Here is an 18,409-nt window from a genome sequence, read left to right on the forward strand (position 1 = left end):
GAGGACAACCTTGGACACCCTGGACACGGCCGGAGGGGCGCATGGACGACGGGCTCGACCTGACGCTGCTGCCGGCCGCCGTGTCCCCGCTCGTCGCCGCGGAGGTCGCCGGTGCGCCGCGGAGGTGCCGCGTGCTGGCGGCGTTCCCGACGTGCCTCTACCTCGACCTCGGCGCCCACGAGCGGGTGCTCGCGGTCCTCGCTTCGGACGCGGTAGCCCTTCCCATCGGGCTCGTCGTCGCCAGGCCGTCCGCGCAGCTGTCGTGGGGCGTCGACCCCGGCGCGCACGTCGTCGTGGGGGAGGGGCGCGTACGCCTCCCACGCGCCGAGGTCGTCGCCGCGCGGCTCCAGCGGCCTGCTCGGGTGCGCCCGACGACGCGTGGCGCCGGCTCCCCGCACGGGCTGCCCGAGGCCGGACTGCCCGATGCAGGGGTCCTCGGCGACCTGGCCCGCGACCTCACGTCGGCCGCGCTCGCCGACCGCACCGTCGAGCCCGGCGTGCGCGGCCTCATCGGCGTCGGCCGTGGGCTGACCCCGAGCGGCGACGACGTCCTGTGCGGCGTGCTGCTGACGCTCGCCGCCGTCGACACCCCCCGCTCCCGCCGCGCCAGGTCGGCGGTCCGCACCGCCGTCCGGACCGTGCTGCCGTGGACGACGAGCCTGTCCGCCGCGCTCCTCGTGGCCGCCGGCGAGGGGTATGCCGTCCCGGACGTCGTGCGCCTCGTCACCCGCTGCGTGGCCGGGTCGACCGACCGGACCGACGGCCCTGAACGCCCGCAAGACCGGCAGATCCGGCCGACGAGCCCGTCGCTCGACCCGTCGCGCGGCATGACCGAGCTCGTCGCCCGCGTCCTCGCGATCGGGCACACGTCCGGCCGTGACCTGCTGTCCGGTGTCGCGGGCGCGCTCCGCGCCGTCGACGCCCTCGACCCCGCCCAGGAAGGAGCCCCTCGTGGCTGACCACGTCGAGCTGAGAACCGGTGCCTACCTCGACTCCGTGACGCTCATGCAGGTGTCGCGCACCGTTGCGGCGGCGCCCGGTGTGGACGCGGCCCAGGTCGCCATGGCCACCGAGCTCAACCTCGACGTCATCCGCGGCATGGGCTTCGACGTCCCGCAGGCCGCGCCCAACGACCTCGTCATCGCGATCCGCGGCGAGGACGACGGCATCGCCGCGGGGCAGTCGGCTCTCGAGGCGGCACTGGCCCAGAACCGTTCCGCCGCAAGCACCTCCGGCGGTCTCGGTGAGGCGCCGCCGCCGCGGACGCTGGGGGGCGCCCTTCGTCTCTCCGGTGCCGACCTCGCTCTCGTCTCGGTGCCCGGCGAGCACGCCGTCACGGAGGCCCTCGACGCGATCCGCGCCGGCGTCTCCGTCATGGTCTTCTCCGACAACGTGCCGGTCGAGGACGAGGTGGCGCTCAAGGACGCCGCCGCCGAGGCGGGCGTGCTCGTCATGGGCCCCGACTGCGGCACGGCAGTCGTCGGTGGCGTCGCGCTCGGCTTCGCCAACGTCGTGCGCCCCGGACCAGTCGGCATCGTCGCAGCCTCGGGCACCGGCGCCCAGCAGGTGATGTGCCTGCTCGACGCGGCGGGCGTGGGGATCAGCCACTGCCTCGGCGTCGGCGGGCGCGACCTGTCGTCTGCCGTCGCCGCGCGCTCGACGAGGCAGGCGCTGGCCGCGCTCGCTGCCGACCCCGCGACAGAGTCCGTCGTCGTCGTGTCGAAGCCCCCAGCCGCCGAGGTGCTGGCCGACCTCCAGGCGTATGCCGCCGGGCTCGGCAAGCCGGTCCACTGGGCCACGCTCGGGGCGGGTCGTCCCGACCTCACCGCCGCGGTCGAGGCTGTGGTCGTCGCCAGCGGTCACAGCGTGCCCGAGCGATGGCCGTCGTGGCGTCCGGACACCGACGGTGCACCGACCCTCGATACCGGCACGACGAATGCTGTGCCGCAAGGACACTCGCTGCGTGGGCTCTTCTGTGGCGGCACGCTTGCCGACGAGGCCATGCTCGTCGCGGGCGCGGTGCTCGGCGACATCCGGTCCAACATCCCGCTGCGTCCCGACCTGTCTCTGGGGCCGGACCTGCGCGACACCGGCCACGTCGTCATCGACTTCGGCGACGACGCGCTGACGCAGGGCCGCGCGCACCCGATGATCGACCCGACGCTGCGTCTCGAGCGGATCGCGACCGAGGCCGCCGACCCGACGTGCGGCGTGCTGCTCCTCGACCTCGTCCTCGGCCACGGCGCGCACGCGGACCCGGCGCCCGAGCTCGCCGACGCGATCCGCTCGGCCCGGGAGGTGGCTGCCGCGGCCGGCCGCGCACTGCCGGTCGTCGTGTCTCTCACTGCCACGCAGGGCGATCCGCAGGGAATGGCTCGCAGTGCTGACCTGCTCGTCTCCGCGGGCGCGGAGGTGCTCCTGTCGAACGCAGAAGCGACCCGTCGCGCCCTTCGCCTGCTCGGCCACGACGTGGCGGAAGCCGAGCACGCGACGCACGACACGGCATACGCGCCGGGTGGCCTGCGCGCGACGGACAGTGCCGAGCTGCTCGGCGGACTGCTCAGCCGTGACATCACGGTGGCGGCCGTGGGGGTCTCGCTGTTCGCGGATGCCCTTCGTGCCCAAGCGGTCTCGGTCATCGAGGCCGCGTGGCAGCCGCCGCTCTCCGGCACGGCACTCGGTCTCAGCCGGGTGATCGCAGACCCGCGTCGTGACGCGGCGAACGCCGAGGCGCTGCGGCGGATGCTCGCGGCCGGCGCCGACCTCGTCGACGTCCGTCCGGCCAGTGAGGCGCTCGGTCTCGAGCGGGGCACATTCCTGCACGCCGGCCCCCCGATCACCTTCGACCGGGCGTCCGGACCGCTCCGCGGGGCCCTCGTCGGCGCGATGCTCTTAGAGGGCCTCGCCACCACCGCCGAGGAGGCCGAGGCGAAGCTCGAGAAGGGTGACGGCATCACCCTCGAGCCCTGCCACCACCGCGACGCCGTGGGCCCGATGGCCGGCGTCATCAGCCCGTCGATGTGGCTCTACGAGCTGCGCGACGAGGTGCACGACAACACGTCGTGGTGCTCGCTCAACGAGGGCCTCGGCAAGGTGCTGCGCTACGGCGCCTACGGGCCCGAGGTCATCGACCGGCTGCACTGGATGAACACCGTGCTCGGCCCGATCCTCCAGCAGGCCGTGCGCGTGCGCGTCGACCGCGAGGGTGGCATCGACGTCAAGGCGATCATCGCGCAGATGCTCCAGATGGGCGACGAGGGCCACAACCGCAACCGCGCCGGCTCCCTCATGCTTCTCCGCGAGCTGCTGCCGACGATGATCACGGCCGACGCGAGCTCGAGCGACATCGCCGAGGCGGTGCGTTTCTCGGGCGCCAACGAGCACTTCTTCCTCAACCTCGGGATGCCGGCCTGCAAGCTGAGCACCCTTGCCGCGCATGGCATCCCGGGTTCGTCCGTCGTCACGACCATGGCCCGCAACGGCACCGACTTCGGCATCCGCGTCTCGGGCACGGGCGATGCCTGGTTCACGGGTCCGGCCAACACGCCCGAGGGGCTCTTCCTCGGCTCCTACGGCCCCGACGACGCCAACCCCGACATCGGCGACTCGGCGATCACCGAGACGGCTGGCATCGGCGGCTTCGCCATGGCGGCCGCGCCGGCGATCGTGCGCTTCGTCGGCGGCGACGTGCCGTTCGCGCTGCGAGCCACCCAGACGATGTACGAGATCACGGTGGGGGAGCACACCGCCTACCAGGTGCCGATCCTCGAGTTCCGCGGGACGCCGACGGGCATCGACGTCGTCGCCGTCGCGCGCACCGGGATCCTGCCGCAGATCAACACGGGCATGGCCGGACGCGTCGCCGGGACCGGCCAGGTCGGCGCCGGGCTCGTCACGCCGCCCGAGCAGTGCTTCACCCAGGCGCTCGCCGCGCTCGCGGAAGCGGTCGGCCACTGACACCAGGCGCTTTCGCCGGGGGAGAAAATCGGTGGGTCGGTGTCGGTGGCCCGACCTAGGGTGGTTAGGCCATGCGAGACTTCCCGCCCCACATCCGTTCCTACACCGACCGCGACGCCGAGGTGCCCGACACGCGTACCCCGCGAGCCCTCCTGTGGTGGATGGTCCGGCAGAACGGCGGCCTCTTCTTGGCGGGCCTGCTCGCGGCGCTGATCTGGATGGTCCCGCAGACCGTCGGGCCGTGGATGGTCGGCCGGGCGATCGACACCGGCATCGTGGCCGGCGACTCCGCGGCGACGACCCGCTGGGTGCTCGGCCTCGCCGCCGTGACGGTCTTCGGCGCCTGCAGCGGCATCGCGTACCACACCGTCATCGTCCGCGAGTGGCTCATCGCGCTCTACGGCACGACGAAGCTCGTGACACGCAAGGCACTCCAGCTCGGCCACGTGCTGACGCGGCGCACGCCCACCGGCGAGGTCCTCTCGGTCTCGGGCAGCGACGGCGACCAGTTCGGCGCGCTCATGGAGATCACGACGCGCGCCGTCTCGCAGCTCGCCGCCTACCTCGTCGTGGCCGGCATCGTCCTCAGCACCTCGGTGCGCATGGGTGTGCTCGTGCTCGTCGCGGCGCCGCTCCTCGTGCTGCTCGGCACGCCCCTCCTGCGGCCGATGCAGCGTTGGCAGGGTGTCGAGCGTTCCCGCAACTCCGAGCTGACGTCGATGGCGACCGACATCGTCGGTGGGCTGCGGATCCTGCGCGGCATCGGCGGCGAGGCGACCTTCGGGGGCAACTACGCCGACCAGTCCCAGCGCGTGCGGCAGTCCGGGGTTGCCGCGGGTCGCTGGCAGGCCGCGGTCGAGTCGGTCGGTGTCCTCCTCTCGGGCGCCTTCGTCGTAGGGCTCATGTGGCTCGGCACGCGCGAGGTCGCCCAGGGCCGCCTCACCGTCGGCCAGCTCGTCAGCTTCCTCGGCTACGGCCTCTTCCTGATCCAGCCGATGCGCACCTTCGTCGAGTTCGCCCAGAAGTGGACCCGGTCCGTCGTGTCGGCCCGCAAGGCGGTCGCCGTCCTGGGCCAACGGCCGCCGTGGGTGCACCCCGACGAGCCCGCCGCGCTGTCGAGAGACGGGCTCATCGTCGACGGCGAGTCGGGCGCGACCATCCGCCCCGGCATACTCACGATGGTCGTCTCGGCCGTGCCGGACGACTCTGCGGCGCTCGCCGACCGGCTCGGCCGTTACCTGCCGAGCGACGAGGGTGCCCTCGTCAGCGACGAGATCTCCGAGGAGCTCAAGGGCCGCGCTGCGCGCCGCGAGCGCTCCGCCCGTGCACGCGCGCGTGAGGAGCAGGCCCTCCGCGACGAGGAGCGCGCCCGCCAGCCGTGGGGCGTCACGGTCGGCGGTGTCGACCTCTCGCGGGTCGAGCTCGACGAGGTACGCCGTCACATCCTCGTCAGCGACACCTCGCCCCAGGTCTTCGCCGGCACCCTGCGCTCCGCCGTCGACCCGCTCGAACGGCTCACCCTCGAGGAGGCCGAGCGCGCCCTTCACACCGCGGCCGCCGACGACGTCTTCGACGCGCTGCCGGGGGGCTGGCAGGGCGAGCTGGAGGAACGCGGCCGTGGGCTCTCCGGTGGCCAGCGCCAGCGCCTCGTCCTCATGCGCGCGCTCGCCGCCGACCCGGACGTCCTCGTGCTCGTCGAGCCCACGTCCGCGGTCGACGCCCACACCGAGGCCCTCATCGCCGCCCGCCTCGGGCAGCACCGGGCCGGCCGCACGACGGTCGTCATGACCGCGTCGCCCCTGATGCTGCACCACGCCGACGAGATCATCCTGCTCGAGAACAGCACGGCCACCGCACGAGGACGCCACGCCGACCTGCTCGCCGACTCGCCCGCCTACCGCGCCGTCGTGGTGCGCGGCGAGGGTGACACGTCCGTCCTTGCCCATGTCTCGGAGGAGTCCCGATGAGCCGCGCCGACAGCTCGGTCACGACACCCGGTGCGATCGACGTCGACGGTGTCGCCGTCCGCCCGCGCACGTCGCTGCTGCCGCCCGAGCTCGCCGCCGAGTCCGCGCGCACGTGGGACGTCGCGACGCACGTGCCGGCCGTGCCGGAGGAGCTGCGACTGCCCGGGTCGGCGTCGGTGCGAGAGCGCCTGACGGCACTCCACCGCCGGCACCTGCTGCGTGAGCGGCGCGCCCAGGAGTTCGTCGCCGACACGATGAACGCCCGCACCGGCCTGCCCATCGCCGACACCCGCCGGGTGGTGCGCTTCATCGGCGGGCTGCTCTCGCGTGAACGCCGCCTCGTCCTGGCCGTCGTCCTGGCCAACGCGCTGGCCGCGACGGCCGGGCTGCTCGTCCCCCGCCTCCTCGGTGAGCTGGTGGACTCGACGGTCACCGACGTGCAGGCGGGGCGGGTCGAGGCGGCGCTCGCCGGCGCCAACGCCGCAGCGTTCGTCGTCGCGGGCCTCGTCGTGCTGCAGAGCGTCTTCACCCTCGCGGCGAAGACCTCCTCGGCCGTGCTCGGCCAGAGTGTCCTGGCCAGCGCCCGCGAGTACGTCGTGCGGGCGATCCTGCGGCTGCCCCTCTCCCGGGTCGAGAGCGCGAGCTCCGGCGACCTCGTCACGAGGGTCACGCGCGACGTCGGCACCATGAGCGAGAGCGTGCGCTGGGCCCTGCCCGAGTCCATCATCGCGAGCATCACCGTGGTGCTCACGCTCGTGGCGATGGTGAGCAACTCGCCGCTGCTCGCACTCCCGTCGATCGTGCTCATGTCGCTGGCGCTGATTCAGGTGCGCCGCTACCTCGACCGCGCGCCGAAGGGCTACCTCACCGAGGGCGGCACGTACTCCCGCATCAACACGACGCTCACCGAGACCGTCGAGGGCGCGCGCACCGTCGAGGCGCTCGGGCTCAGCGGCCACCGGCTGCGACGTGGCGACGACGACATCGAGGTGTCGGGCCAGGCCGAGCGCTACACCATGACGCTGCGCAACCTGCTCTTCGCCGTCATGGACGTCGCGTTCAGCCTGCCTCGCGTGCTCGTCCTGCTCCTCGGCGCCGTCGGGTACGCCCAGGGCTGGGCGACGCTCGGGCAGATCACGACGGCGATCCTCTACACGGAGGCACTGTGGGGACCGTTCGAGATGCTCGTCCACACGGTCGACCGCGTGCAGGTCGGCATCGCGTCGACGACGCGCCTGCTGGGCATCGCGACGGTCCCGGCCGACCGCGTGGCCGGTGACGCCCAGCCGTCCGGGCGCGAGCTCGCCGGCAGCGACCTGCGCTACGCCTACCGGGCCGACCACGACGTGCTGCACGGCATCGACCTGAGCCTCAACACCGGTGAGCGGCTCGCGATCGTCGGCCCCAGTGGCTCCGGCAAGTCGACCCTCGGCCGGCTCCTGTCCGGCATCCACGGTCCGCGCACCGGGTCCGTCACGGTCGGCGGCGTCGAGCTGACGTCGCTGCCGCTCGACCAGCTGCGCACCGAGGTGGCCCTCGTGACGCAGGAGCACCACGTCTTCATCGGCTCGGTGCGCGACAACGTCGTGCTTGCCCGCGAGGGGTCCACCGACGAGCAGGTGCGCGAGGCGCTGCGGGCGGTCGACGCCCTGGACTGGGTGGAGCGGCTGCCCGACGGCCTCGACACCAGGCTCGGCTCGGGCCAGCAGGCGCTGACTCCGGGGCGTGCGCAGCAGATCGCCCTCGCCCGTCTCATCCTCGCCGACCCGCACACCATCGTGCTCGACGAGGCGACCTCGCTCATCGACCCACGCACGGCACGTCACCTCGAGGGCTCGATGAACGCGCTGCTCACCGGCCGCACGGTCATCGCGATCGCGCACCGGCTGCACACGGCCCACGACGCCGACCGCATCGCGGTCGTCATCGACGGCCGGGTCGCCGAGCTCGGCAGCCACGACGAGCTCGTGGAGCGCGACGGCGAGTACGCCTCCCTCTGGCGGGCCTGGACCTCCTGACCGGGCTCGACGGGCCCCCGACCTCATGTGAAGGTGGGCACATGAGCACTGACACGTCCGCACAGCAGCAGCGCACGGCATACCTCCTCGTCGGGGGCGGGCTCGCCGTGGCGAAGGCGATCGAAGGCATCCGTGAGAGCGACCGCGACGGCGCGGTCGTCGTCGTGGCCGAGGAGGACCGGTTGCCCTACGAGCGGCCCCCGCTGTCGAAGGCCGTGCTCAAGGGTGAGGAACCGATGGACACCGTGTTCACGCACGACCGCGACTGGTACTCCGAGCAGGGCGTCCACCTGCGCCTCGGCAGCCCGGCGACATCGCTGGACGCCGCGAAGCGCGAGCTGACCGTCGGCGACGGCGACGTCATCGCCTACGACCGGCTGCTCCTCGCGACCGGGTCGTCGCCCCGGACCCTCCAGGTGCCCGGCGCCGATCTCGACGGGGTGCTCTACCTGCGTCAGATGCAGGAGTCCGAGGCCCTCAAGCAGCGGCTTACCGACGGCGCCCGCATCGTCATCGTCGGCGCGGGCTGGATCGGCCTCGAGGTCGCAGCCGCCGCACGCGAGGCCGGCAGCGCGGTGACCATCATCGAGCCGCAGGCCGCGCCGCTGCTCGGCGTCATGGGTGAGCAGGTCGGTGGCTGGTTCGCCGACCTGCACCGCTCTCACGGCGTGGAGTTCCGCTTCGGCGACGGTGTCGAGCGCATCGAGGGTGACTCGTCGGTGACCGGCGTCGTCACCACGTCGGGCGACACCCTCGCGGCCGACGCGGTGGTCGTCGGCGTCGGCATCACGCCGAACACCGGGCTCGCCGAGGGCGCCGGGATCACCACCGACAACGGCATCGTCACCGACCCGGCCCTGCGCACGTCAGCGGACGGGGTCTGGGCTGCCGGCGACGTCGCGAACTGGCGCAGCACCACCCTGGACACGAACGTCCGCGTCGAGCACTGGGCCAACGCCAACGACGGTGGGCTGGCCGCGGGCCGGTCGATGGCGGGGCAGGACGTCACCTACGACCCCATCCCGTTCTTCTTCTCCGACCAGTACGACATCGGACTCGAGTACGCGGGCTACGTGCCCCGCGGCAGCAATGCCGAGGTGGTGCTGCGCGGAGACCCGTCCGGCAACGAGTTCATGGCGTTCTGGGTCGTGCCCGACGGCAACGGCGTCCGCGTCCTGGCCGGGATGCACGTCAACGTCTGGGACACCATCGACGACGTCCAGCGACTGGTGCGCGACCGCACGGTGGTCGACCGCGCCCGGCTCTCCGACCCCGACGTGGCGCTCTCCGACCTCGCTTGACAGGGGCGTCCGGCGATCGCGCCACCCGAACCAGACGCGTACCACGACGCCGAATGCCGTCATGTCCCTTTTCGTCTCGCGGCGCCGGGTTGTCTCCTACGCTCTGTCCGTGGCAGAGCCACACATCTCGGGGTCACGGCACAGGAGTGAGGACGATGGAGGCTGCACGACAGACGGGTGACCGTCGGGCCGTCACGGCGCCCTTCGTCAGTCCCATCGCACAGGTGACGTACGTCTTCTCCGAGTACTCCCACGGCACCGGTAACGCCATGTCGACGAAGATCAACGCGCAGGCCCGTGCGCATGAGGCACTCGGCGGGCGGACGTACGTCGTCGTCAGCGACCGGCGTGAGCACGACTACGACGAGGGCACTCTCGTCCGGTACGCGTCGTCGAGGTCGACGAGGCGCGAGTGGTTCACCGATCTCGAACGGCGCGTCGACGCTGCCTGCGGCCTGGCGTTCGGCCGTCGCCCCCTCATCGCCCGCTTCCACCGTGACGCGCTCGACGCCGTGCCGCCCGACGCCCAGGCGCTCGTCGTCTACAACTACGCCGGGGCCCTCACCGGTCGGCTGAACCGCCGCTTCGGCGGCAAGGTCGTCCTGCACCTCGGCAACGAGGTGTTCCGGTCGTGGCGCCCCGCCGAGATCCGGCGGGTCATCGCGCGCACGCACGTCACCGTCACGGTCAGCGAGTACCTCGCCCGCTCCATCGTCGACCGCATCGGGTTCCGGCCCGACAACCTGCACGTCCTGCGCAACGGAGTCGACTCAGAGACGTTCCGTCCTGCCGCCCGCGCGACAGAGGGCCCGCCGACAATCCTCTTCGTCGGAAACGTCGTGCCCCACAAGGGCGCCCACAACCTGGTCGCGGCGGCGCACGCGCTCGCTCGGCGAACTCAAGCGTTCCGGGTGCGCATCGTCGGGTCGGCGGGCCTGCGACCGGCCGATGGGCTCTCCGACTACGAACGCGAGCTGCGCCGTGCGGCCGCGCCGCTCGGCGACCTCGTCGAGTTCACGCCGTTCGTCGACCGGCGTGCTCTGCCCGAGGTCTACGGAGCGGCCGACATCTTCTGCATGCCCGTCGAGTGGCAGGAGCCCGCGGGACAGGTCGTCACCGAGGCGATGGCCTCGGGGCTGCCGGTCGTGTCGGCCCGCAGCGGCGGCATACCGGAGTACCTCGGGCCCGACGGCGTCTACGTCGACCCGCACGACACGGAGCGGCTCGCCGATGCGCTCCACACGCTCGTGACACAGCCGGACGAGCGCCTCCGCCGTGGGCAGGCCCTGCGGAACCGTGCGGAGTCCCTGACCTGGGAGGGCAACGTCCAGCGCCTCATGGGTCTCGTGGCGGACTGAGGCCGTGGCACGGGCCACCGGGCCGGGGGTGGCAGGATGTTCCCCGTGACGGCACAGATCCTCGACGGCAAGAGCACTCTCAAGGCGATCAAGGTCGAGCTGACCCAGCGGGTCGCACGGCTGCGCGAGCAGGGCGTCGTCCCGGGGCTCGGTACCGTGCTCGTCGGTGACGACCCCGGCAGCCACTGGTACGTCAACGCCAAGCACAAGGACTGCGCCGAGATCGGCATCACGAGCCTGCGACGCGACCTGCCCGCCACGGCGACCCAGGCCGAGGTCGAGGCCGTCATCGACGAGCTCAACGCCGACCCCGCCTGCACCGGGTTCCTCGTGCAGCAGCCGACCGGCCTCGACGAGATGGCGCTGCTCTCGCGCGTCGACCCCGCCAAGGACGTCGACGGTCTGCACCCGACGAACCTCGGCTGGCTCGTCCTCGGCAAGCGCGCGCCGCTGCCCTGCACGCCGATGGGCTGCATCGAGCTGCTGCGTCGCCACGACGTGCCGATCGCCGGCGCCAAGGTGGTCGTCGTCGGCCGCGGCCTGACGGTGGGGCGGCCTCTCGGGCTGATCCTCACGCGCAAGAGCGAGAACGCCACGGTCACGCTCTGCCACACCGGCACGAAGGACCTCGCGGCCGAGGTGCGCCAGGCCGACATCGTCATCGCCGCCGCCGGAGTCCCCGGCATCGTCACCAAGGACATGGTCAAGCCCGGCGCCGCCGTGCTCGACGTCGGCGTCAGCCGCCTCGACGGCCGGATCGCCGGCGACGTCGCACCCGACGTCGCCGAGGTCGCCGGCTGGGTCAGCCCCAACCCCGGCGGCGTCGGTCCGATGACGCGCGCCCTGCTGCTGACCAACATCGTCCAAGCCGCCGAGTCTGCCGCCGAATCTGCCGAGTCCGTCGCCTCCGCGGCTGCGACCGGTTCCTGAGCAGCCTCGATGCAGTGGCGAGGTAGCGGCTTCGTCGTCCTCAGCTGGTGGTACCTCGTCGCCGGCATGGCGGCCGTCGGGGTGCTCGTCATCGCCTTCCTCGACGTCCGCTGGGGCGGGCGCATCGTCGCGGCGGCCTTCTTCATCGGCGCCGTGATCAGGCTCGTCGCCCGCCCCTCCCGCAAGGCGGGTGGCCTCAACGTGCGCTCCCGGGCCCTCGACGTCCTCATCCTGCTGACCCTCGGGCTCGGGGTGCTCATCGCATCGGCGACGGTCAACGTGCGCGCCGACGTGGCCGACCGCCCGGCGGTCGGCAGCGCCGACCGGTGAGCTGACGGCCGTGCCGACCGGGTCGAGCGGAGCGCGCGAAGGCGGTGCGGCGTTGGACGGCGCCCACTTCGACCACGTCCTGCTGACCCGCTTCAGCGCGGCGTTCTCGGCGGCGGTCCCCGCCCAGGAGGACTGGCTGCGCTACCGCCTCGGCTTCTTCGTCGACGCCTGCTGGTCGTCGGTGCGCGCCCAGCGTGGCGCCGACTTCACCTGGCTCGTCCTGTTCGACGACCGCTGCCCGGACGACTTCCGCGCGGACGTCGAGGCGCTCGCCGAGGGCACCTTCACGCCGGTCTGGTCGCACGAGCCCTGGTCGCCCGCGATCTTCGGCCGGGCCGTCGACGACCTCAGGTCGCGCGGCGGCGCCCCGGCGCCCTGGCTGCTCACGACCCGCCTCGACAGCGACGACGGCATCGCCCGGGACTTCATGGCCGCGGTGCAGCAGGAGTTCACGCCGACCGACGGGCTCTTCGTCGACTTCCCGCGCGGCGTGCAGATCGACCGCAGCGGCGGGACGTACCTCTACGACCAGCTCTCGAGCCCGTTCCTCACCCTCGTGGAGAGGCGGCGCCCGGGCACTCCGCCGCGCACGGTGTACATGGCCAGGCACGCCCGCGCCCGTGAGTGGGGGCCGCTGCGCGAGGTGAGCGCGCCACCCATGTGGGTGCAGGTCATCCACGGCACCAACCTGCTCAACATGACGGTCGGCGCGCGCGTGTCGCCGCGGGTCGTCAACGAACGGTTCGACCTCGAGCTCGTCTACACCCGCGACGTGCCCGCGGTCCGGCTGCTCCGCGAGAAGCTCACCCACCGCTTACGCCTGGTGCGCCTCTGGTGGCGGCACCCGGGCGAGGTGACGAAGTGGGCCGAGGCGAAGTTCTGGCGCGTGCGGGGCACGCACGTCCGGCCGCGCAGCAGCACACCCAACCTCACCGAGGCCCTCAAGGCCCGTGCCGAACGTCTCGGCCGGCGTCGCTGACCGGACCGGGCCGCCCGTGGGCAAGGGCGCCGACCACCACGCGGTGACCGGCGCCCTCGACGTCAGGCTGAGGCCGTCAGATCAGGCCGAGACCCTTGACGGCGTCGCGCTCCTCGGCGAGCTCCTTGACGGACGCGTCGATCCTGCCCCGCGAGAACTCGTCGATCTCGAGACCCTGCACGATGCTCCAGGCGCCGTCCTTGACCGTGACGGGGAAGGAGCTGATGAGGCCCTCCTCGACGCCGTAGGAGCCGTCGGAACGCACGGCCATCGAGACCCAGTCGCCGTCGGGCGTGCCCTGCACCCACGTGCGCGCGTGGTCGATGGTCGCCGACGCGGCCGACGCGGCCGAGCTCGCGCCCCGCGCCTCGATGATGGCGGCGCCGCGCTTGGCGACGGTCGGGATGAAGGTGTTCGCGAGCCACTCCTGGTCGCCGACGGCCTCGGCGGCGTTGCGGCCACCGACCTCGGCGTGGAACAGGTCGGGGTACTGCGTCGCGGAGTGGTTGCCCCAGATCGTCATCCTGCGGACCTCGGTGACCGGCACGCCGAGCTTGGCGGCGAGCTGGCTGATCGCGCGGTTGTGGTCGAGCCGCGTGAGCGCCGAGAAGCGCTCGGTCGGGATGTCGGGGGCGTTGCTCATCGCGATGAGGGCGTTGGTGTTGGCCGGGTTGCCGGTCACGGTGACATGGATGTCGTCGGCGGCGACTGCGTTGAGCGCCTTGCCCTGCGGGGCGAAGATGCCGCCGTTGGCCTCGAGGAGGTCGCCGCGCTCCATGCCCGGGCCGCGGGGGCGGGCGCCGACGAGCAGTGCGTGGTTGACGCCGTCGAACACCTTCGTCGCGTCGTCACCGATCTCGACCTTGGCGAGTGTCGGGAAGGCACAGTCGTCGAGCTCCATGACGACGCCCTCGAGCGACTTGAGCGCGGGGGTGATCTCGAGGAGGCGCAGCTCCACGGGGGTGTCGGGCCCGAGCAGCGCGCCGCTCGCGATGCGGAACAGGAGGCTGTAGCCGATCTGGCCGGCGGCGCCGGTGACGGCGACCTTGACGGGTGTAGTGCTCACGGGATGGCCCTTCACATCGGTGTGGCGCTGGACGCTCCGACGCTATCAGTGCGTGTGTGCAGGGCCGGGGGGTGCCCGTGCTCGCATCGCGGATCCCGCACGCCTCGTCCGGCTGGGTGACGACGATCACGCCCGATGACCGCGAGCCGGACGCCAGAACCCCTGTCGCGCAGGGGGACTCGATGGCTCGCGTCAGGCCGTGAGCGCGAGGGAGCTCAGCGCGACGAGCCAGCTGACGAAGCTGCCGACGAGGAAGTACTCGGTGACGTCGTCGATGCCGGCTGGGCCACCGGAGTACGACGCGGCCTGCGTCGGGTCGGCCGGGTCGCCCGTGGCGCTGCGCGCCGCGGCCTGGATCTCGGGAAACCGCAGCAGCCCCTTCGCGGCGATGACGAGGCCGGCGGCCCCGAACTCGCCCGCGAGCCCGAGGCCGAGGATGACGATGCGCTCCATGGGGCCGAGGAGCCGGCCACCCTTGAGGCGGTCGGCCGGCTGCCCGGAGACGGGGGGAGCGGCCCGCCCGGTGAGCGACGCGGCTGCTGCTGCCGCGGCGTTGGCTGCCGTCACGTCGGATGGCCGCAGAGCTCCGATGGCGAGCAGCACGAGGCGCACGATGGTGTTGGCCGTCGCGACGTTGAACAGGACGAGCCCGACGAGGAGCAGGACCCGCCCGGGTGGCAGGCCGCCGTTGCCGGGCAGGTCGGCCCACGCGAGCCACGTCGCGAGCGGACCGCCTGCGGGGCTTGCGGCGCCCGAGAAGGCGAGGAGCCCGACCACCAGGGTGGCGAACGCGGTGAGCGGCGCGAGCGCCAGGCGCCCGGTCTGCTGCGTGTGGCGGGCCAGCTCGGCCCAGAGGGTGCCGACCGCGGCCGCGACGACCAGTGCGACGACGTCCACGGCGGTGTGCAGACCGGCGAGAAGCCCGACGGCAAGGATCACCACCGGTGTGGCGACGTGGCCCACCACCCGACCCGGCCGCCACGACGTCGAGCGCACGACGTCGCCGACGCCGATGCCGACGAGGGCGATCGAGAGCCACGTCACGGCAGGCCCCCGAGCGCCGTCATGGCCTCGAGCGCGACGCCGATGCCGTCGCGGCGGACACGCTGCGACACCGCGGACGGGCTGATGCCGACGCGGTCGGCGAGGTCGTGCTGGGCCTGGCCGTGCATGAGTCCTCCGAGGATCTCGCGAGAGGTGGTCGACAGCGAGCCAACCATGAAGTCCAGACAGTCGAGGGCGGCCTGCACGGCGGCGACCTGCCCCGGCGGCTCGTCCGGGGCGACGTATGCCGTCCGCGACGTCCGGGTCTGCGCGCGGTCCGCGCGGTCCTCCGCCAGGACGATCGCGTCGCGGGCTGCCCAGTAGCCCGGACCGTCGTGGATGCCACGCTCGGGATCGAGCGTGGCGACCTCGCCGCGACCGAGGCCGAAGCGCACGTCGGCCCGGGGGTGCAGCCCGGCACGGATCAGGAAGCTGGCCTGGGCTGCCGCGCCGAGCGTGGGGTAGACACCCTGGAACTCGTCTCCGAGGGTGATGACGGCCGGGTCGTCTACCGGCACCGCGGAGTTGACCTGCTCGAGGGCCTCCTCGAGAAGGTCGTGCAGGGCTTGGCGGTCCCGGTGCGTGCGGGAATCCACGATGTCTCCGATGAGCACCACCGGTGAAGATCTGCTCTTCAGATCTGGCATGTGAAGATCATAACTTCTTTTGATCCGGATGAAGTTGTGGGCTGCATCCCGGGATGAGCAGACCATGCCGTGGACGGTGGACGGTCACGGTGTCGACCGTTGCCGCGCTGCGCGCCCAGCTGGACCGCGCGCGGTGGAAGACGCCCACCACCTCGTAGTCACGGTGGAGGTCCAACCCGACCGTGTCGAGCACCCCGGCGGGAAGGGCTCGAGGTGCATCCTCGGCGACGAAGAGCAGTGCACCTCGCATGCCGCACCGGTCGTGCTCGATGGCGAGTCGCGCCGCCGACTCACTGCCGGGGTATCCGCCGAGGATCCAGGCCTGCCCGACGGGACGCGCGCCGAGCAGGAAGATCGAGCCGGGCGAGTCCCCGGTGAGGTCCAGCACGCGAGTACGCGCGTCGACGCCCAGGCGCTTGGCGAGGGCCGCCAGCTCCGCCACGCGCTGGTGGTCGGCCGGCGTGAGGCGGACCGTGCCGGATCCCACCTGCGTGGGCGTCGTGGCCGTACGCAGCGGTTGGTAGCGGTAGGGCGCGACGGCCGTCGCCACGAGCATCGCGGTCAGCAGGGTGAGCGTGGCGGCCACCGGTACCGTCCAGAGCGCCGGGGCGGACGGAGCGGACGAGGCGCCCGAGTGACGCAGCAGCAGCACGCAGAGCGCCACGACCCAGAAGGAGCCGGCGCGTCCCTGGGCGGTCCAGAGGTTGAGGTTCGTGCCCAGGGCATAGGCCGGCGGCAGCAGGATGAGCACTCCCACGAGCACGGGCCCGAGGTGACGCGGCTCAGGGCGGTCCGAGACCGTGTGAGTGCCGGTGACCTCGGATGGGCGTGCCCGGACGAGTGACGCGACCATGACGGTGACGAGGCCGGCGCCACACGCAGCGAGGATCGTCGCGGCTCCGGCGGTGGCTGTGACGGACATGCCGCCACCGGCGCGGTCCCACTGCTCGATCGCGCCGACCGCGATGGCTGCAAGCCCCAGCACCAGGGCGGCCACGAACCCGCTGCCGAGGGCCGCACCGGCGGCCCGACGCACCCGAACCCGGCTCGCGCGGTCCGCGAGGTGGAACACGCCGGTCGCCACCACACCGGCCGCGAGGATCACGAGCAATGCCGTTCCTCGCAGCGGGAAGGCATCCCAGCGGACGAGGTCGTCATGTCCGCCCAGCGCCGTGGAGGTGGCCAGCCCGTTGGACAGGACGTCGATGATCCCGGTCGGGCTCACCCGGCCAAGGAGCAGGGCCAGGATGGCGGACGCGACGGCAGCGACGATCGTGGCCCAGGCGCGGCGCCGCCAGGCCCCGGGCAGGGCGAGCGCCGCGGCCAGCACGATGGCGGCGAGCAGGGCAGCCGTCGTCGGCTTCGCCAGGAACGTGACCCATCCGCCGACGCCGACGAGGGCCGCTCCGACAGTGCCTGCCGAGCCGGCACGGGTGACAGCCAGCACGAGGCCGGTCGCCGTCAGGGACAGCCCCTGCAGAGCGAGCGTGTTGTAGCTCGGGGTCGAGGGCATCTGGGCGATCGTCGTCAGGGCAGTCGCGCCCAGCCCGAGGCTTGCGGCACCGCGGAGTGCCGGTGGCAGGGTGCGCTGGCCGACGAGGGCACGAGTACCGAGCGCCACCCAGGCCAGCGACCCGATCGCGACGACCGACAGCAGCAGGCCGGCCCAGCGGAGCAGCACGACGTCGCCGCCCACGAGGACGTAGAGGGGATGGTAGGCGTAGCCGAAGAGCAGGATGGTCGACCGGTCGTCGCCGGGGTGGGCGATGGCGTTGAGGTACAAGCCCTCGTCGGTGCGGTCGAAACCCCGGGTGGCCAGCCAGGCGGAGGTGCCGATGGCGGCGAGAGCTGCCGCTCCCAGTCCGGTCGACGCCACGGCCGTGTGGCCGTGGCGGTCAGCCGTCCTGTCCGTCCTCGGAGCCGACGTCAACTGTCGAGAACCGGTCGTCCCTGCTCGTCCACGGCAGCGTTGGAGACGGTGTCGGTGGAGCCGCTGATGTCGAGGTGCTCCCGCTCCTCGCCGGTGATCCACGCGTACGTGGCGCCGGCGATGAGGCCGCCGACGATCGGCGCGACCCAGAAGGCCCACAGCTGGCCCACCGCGTCGTTGCCGTTGAAGAACGCGACGGCCGTGGACCGGGCCGGGTTGATCGACGCGTTGCTGATCGGGATGGCGACGAGGTGCGCGAGCAGCAGGCCGAAGCCGATCGCGAGGGGCGCGAAGCCCTTCGGGGCGTCGTCCTTCGTCGCGCCGAGGATGATGTAGACGAAGAACGCCGTCACGAGCGCCTCGACGACGAGAACGCCGCCGAGCCCGAAACCGCCGGGCGAGTGCGTGCCGTAGCCGTTGGCCGCGAGGTTGCCGGTCGTCGCGAGGCCCTTGGAGGACACGAGGCCGGCGAGCGCGCCGCCGGCCAGCAGGCCGCCGACGAGCTGGGCACCGACGTAGGCCGGCACCTCACGCCACTGGAAGCGCTTCGCGACCGCGATGCCGATCGTCACCGCCGGGTTGAAGTGCGCCCCTGAGACGTGGCCGACGGCGTACGCCATGGTCGTGACGGCGAGGCCGAAGGCGATCGCGACGCCGAGGTGGCCGATGCCGACCTGCACGGGCGCCGAGTCGGACAGGGCCCGGACGAGGAACTTCGCGTTGAAGATCGCCGAGCCGCACCCGATGAAGACGAGCCAGAAGGTGCCGAGGGCCTCGACCGCGAGCCGTGAGCTCAGCTTGGGGGTGTACATCGGGCTCCTCCAGCATGACGTCGACGTCGGGCCACCCGGGAGACTCCCGGTGCTCGCAGCGTAGTCGAAC

Annotated in this window: 14 protein-coding genes; 9 read left to right on the forward strand and 5 right to left on the reverse strand. The window is 72.6% G+C overall.

What is annotated here, in order from left to right:
* The first annotated feature begins 41 nt into the window (after window positions 1-41).
* From ACFQU3_RS03900 to ACFQU3_RS03940, 9 genes are all read left to right on the forward strand, one after another.
* The gene (locus tag ACFQU3_RS03900; protein WP_385906783.1) at window positions 42-959 is read left to right on the forward strand and encodes a DUF2877 domain-containing protein; all 918 of its coding nucleotides are present in this window, start codon (window positions 42-44) and stop codon (window positions 957-959) included.
* Entirely contained in the window at window positions 952-3,957 is a 3,006-nt protein-coding gene (locus ACFQU3_RS03905) for a DUF1116 domain-containing protein (RefSeq protein WP_385906786.1), read from the forward strand. Before ACFQU3_RS03900 ends, ACFQU3_RS03905 begins: the two co-directional genes overlap by 8 nt.
* A gap of 71 nt (window positions 3,958-4,028) precedes the next feature.
* Window positions 4,029-5,924 carry an ABC transporter transmembrane domain-containing protein gene (locus ACFQU3_RS03910; RefSeq protein ID WP_385906789.1) on the forward strand — a complete coding sequence of 632 codons (1,896 nt, stop codon included), beginning with the start codon at window positions 4,029-4,031 and terminating at the stop codon, window positions 5,922-5,924.
* Entirely contained in the window at window positions 5,921-7,942 is a 2,022-nt protein-coding gene (locus ACFQU3_RS03915; RefSeq protein ID WP_385906792.1) for an ABC transporter ATP-binding protein, read from the forward strand. The genes ACFQU3_RS03910 and ACFQU3_RS03915 overlap by 4 nt, the downstream gene beginning before the upstream one ends.
* Before the next feature lie 41 nt (window positions 7,943-7,983).
* Window positions 7,984-9,243: an NAD(P)/FAD-dependent oxidoreductase gene (locus ACFQU3_RS03920; RefSeq protein WP_385906795.1), complete on the forward strand. Its 1,260-nt coding sequence runs from the start codon at window positions 7,984-7,986 to the stop codon at window positions 9,241-9,243.
* A gap of 155 nt (window positions 9,244-9,398) precedes the next feature.
* Window positions 9,399-10,601 carry a glycosyltransferase family 4 protein gene (locus ACFQU3_RS03925; protein WP_385906798.1) on the forward strand — a complete coding sequence of 401 codons (1,203 nt, stop codon included), beginning with the start codon at window positions 9,399-9,401 and terminating at the stop codon, window positions 10,599-10,601.
* 45 nt (window positions 10,602-10,646) lie between these two features.
* On the forward strand, window positions 10,647-11,531 hold the full coding sequence (locus tag ACFQU3_RS03930; RefSeq protein ID WP_385906800.1) for a bifunctional methylenetetrahydrofolate dehydrogenase/methenyltetrahydrofolate cyclohydrolase: 885 nt from the start codon (window positions 10,647-10,649) through the stop codon (window positions 11,529-11,531).
* 9 nt (window positions 11,532-11,540) lie between these two features.
* On the forward strand, window positions 11,541-11,861 hold the full coding sequence (locus ACFQU3_RS03935; RefSeq protein ID WP_385906803.1) for a DUF3017 domain-containing protein: 321 nt from the start codon (window positions 11,541-11,543) through the stop codon (window positions 11,859-11,861).
* 10 nt (window positions 11,862-11,871) lie between these two features.
* Window positions 11,872-12,840 carry a glycosyltransferase gene (locus ACFQU3_RS03940; protein ID WP_385906805.1) on the forward strand — a complete coding sequence of 323 codons (969 nt, stop codon included), beginning with the start codon at window positions 11,872-11,874 and terminating at the stop codon, window positions 12,838-12,840.
* A gap of 76 nt (window positions 12,841-12,916) precedes the next feature.
* Here the strand turns inward: ACFQU3_RS03940 and ACFQU3_RS03945 are convergent, their stop codons facing one another.
* The 5 genes from ACFQU3_RS03945 to aqpZ all read right to left on the reverse strand — a co-directional run bounded on the left by ACFQU3_RS03945 (window position 12,917) and on the right by aqpZ (window position 18,339).
* Window positions 12,917-13,906 (reverse strand): malate dehydrogenase, encoded by a 990-nt coding sequence (locus ACFQU3_RS03945; protein WP_385906808.1) that lies wholly within the window; start codon window positions 13,904-13,906, stop codon window positions 12,917-12,919.
* 192 nt (window positions 13,907-14,098) lie between these two features.
* Entirely contained in the window at window positions 14,099-14,950 is an 852-nt protein-coding gene (locus ACFQU3_RS03950; RefSeq protein WP_385906811.1) for a hypothetical protein, read from the reverse strand.
* A complete protein-coding gene (locus ACFQU3_RS03955; RefSeq protein ID WP_385906814.1) occupies window positions 14,947-15,597 on the reverse strand; it encodes a SatD family protein in 651 nt (216 codons plus the stop codon). Before ACFQU3_RS03955 ends, ACFQU3_RS03950 begins: the two co-directional genes overlap by 4 nt.
* 7 nt (window positions 15,598-15,604) lie before the next feature.
* The gene (locus tag ACFQU3_RS03960) at window positions 15,605-17,473 is read right to left on the reverse strand and encodes a hypothetical protein (protein ID WP_385906817.1); all 1,869 of its coding nucleotides are present in this window, start codon (window positions 17,471-17,473) and stop codon (window positions 15,605-15,607) included.
* 50 nt (window positions 17,474-17,523) lie between these two features.
* Complete coding sequence (gene aqpZ / locus ACFQU3_RS03965) at window positions 17,524-18,339, reverse strand: aquaporin Z (RefSeq protein WP_385906820.1); 816 nt, start codon at window positions 18,337-18,339, stop codon at window positions 17,524-17,526.
* Window positions 18,340-18,409: the final 70 nt, after the last annotated feature.

It is taken from the genome of Terrabacter sp. GCM10028922, assembly GCF_042666095.1.
GTDB lineage: Bacteria > Actinomycetota > Actinomycetes > Actinomycetales > Dermatophilaceae > Terrabacter.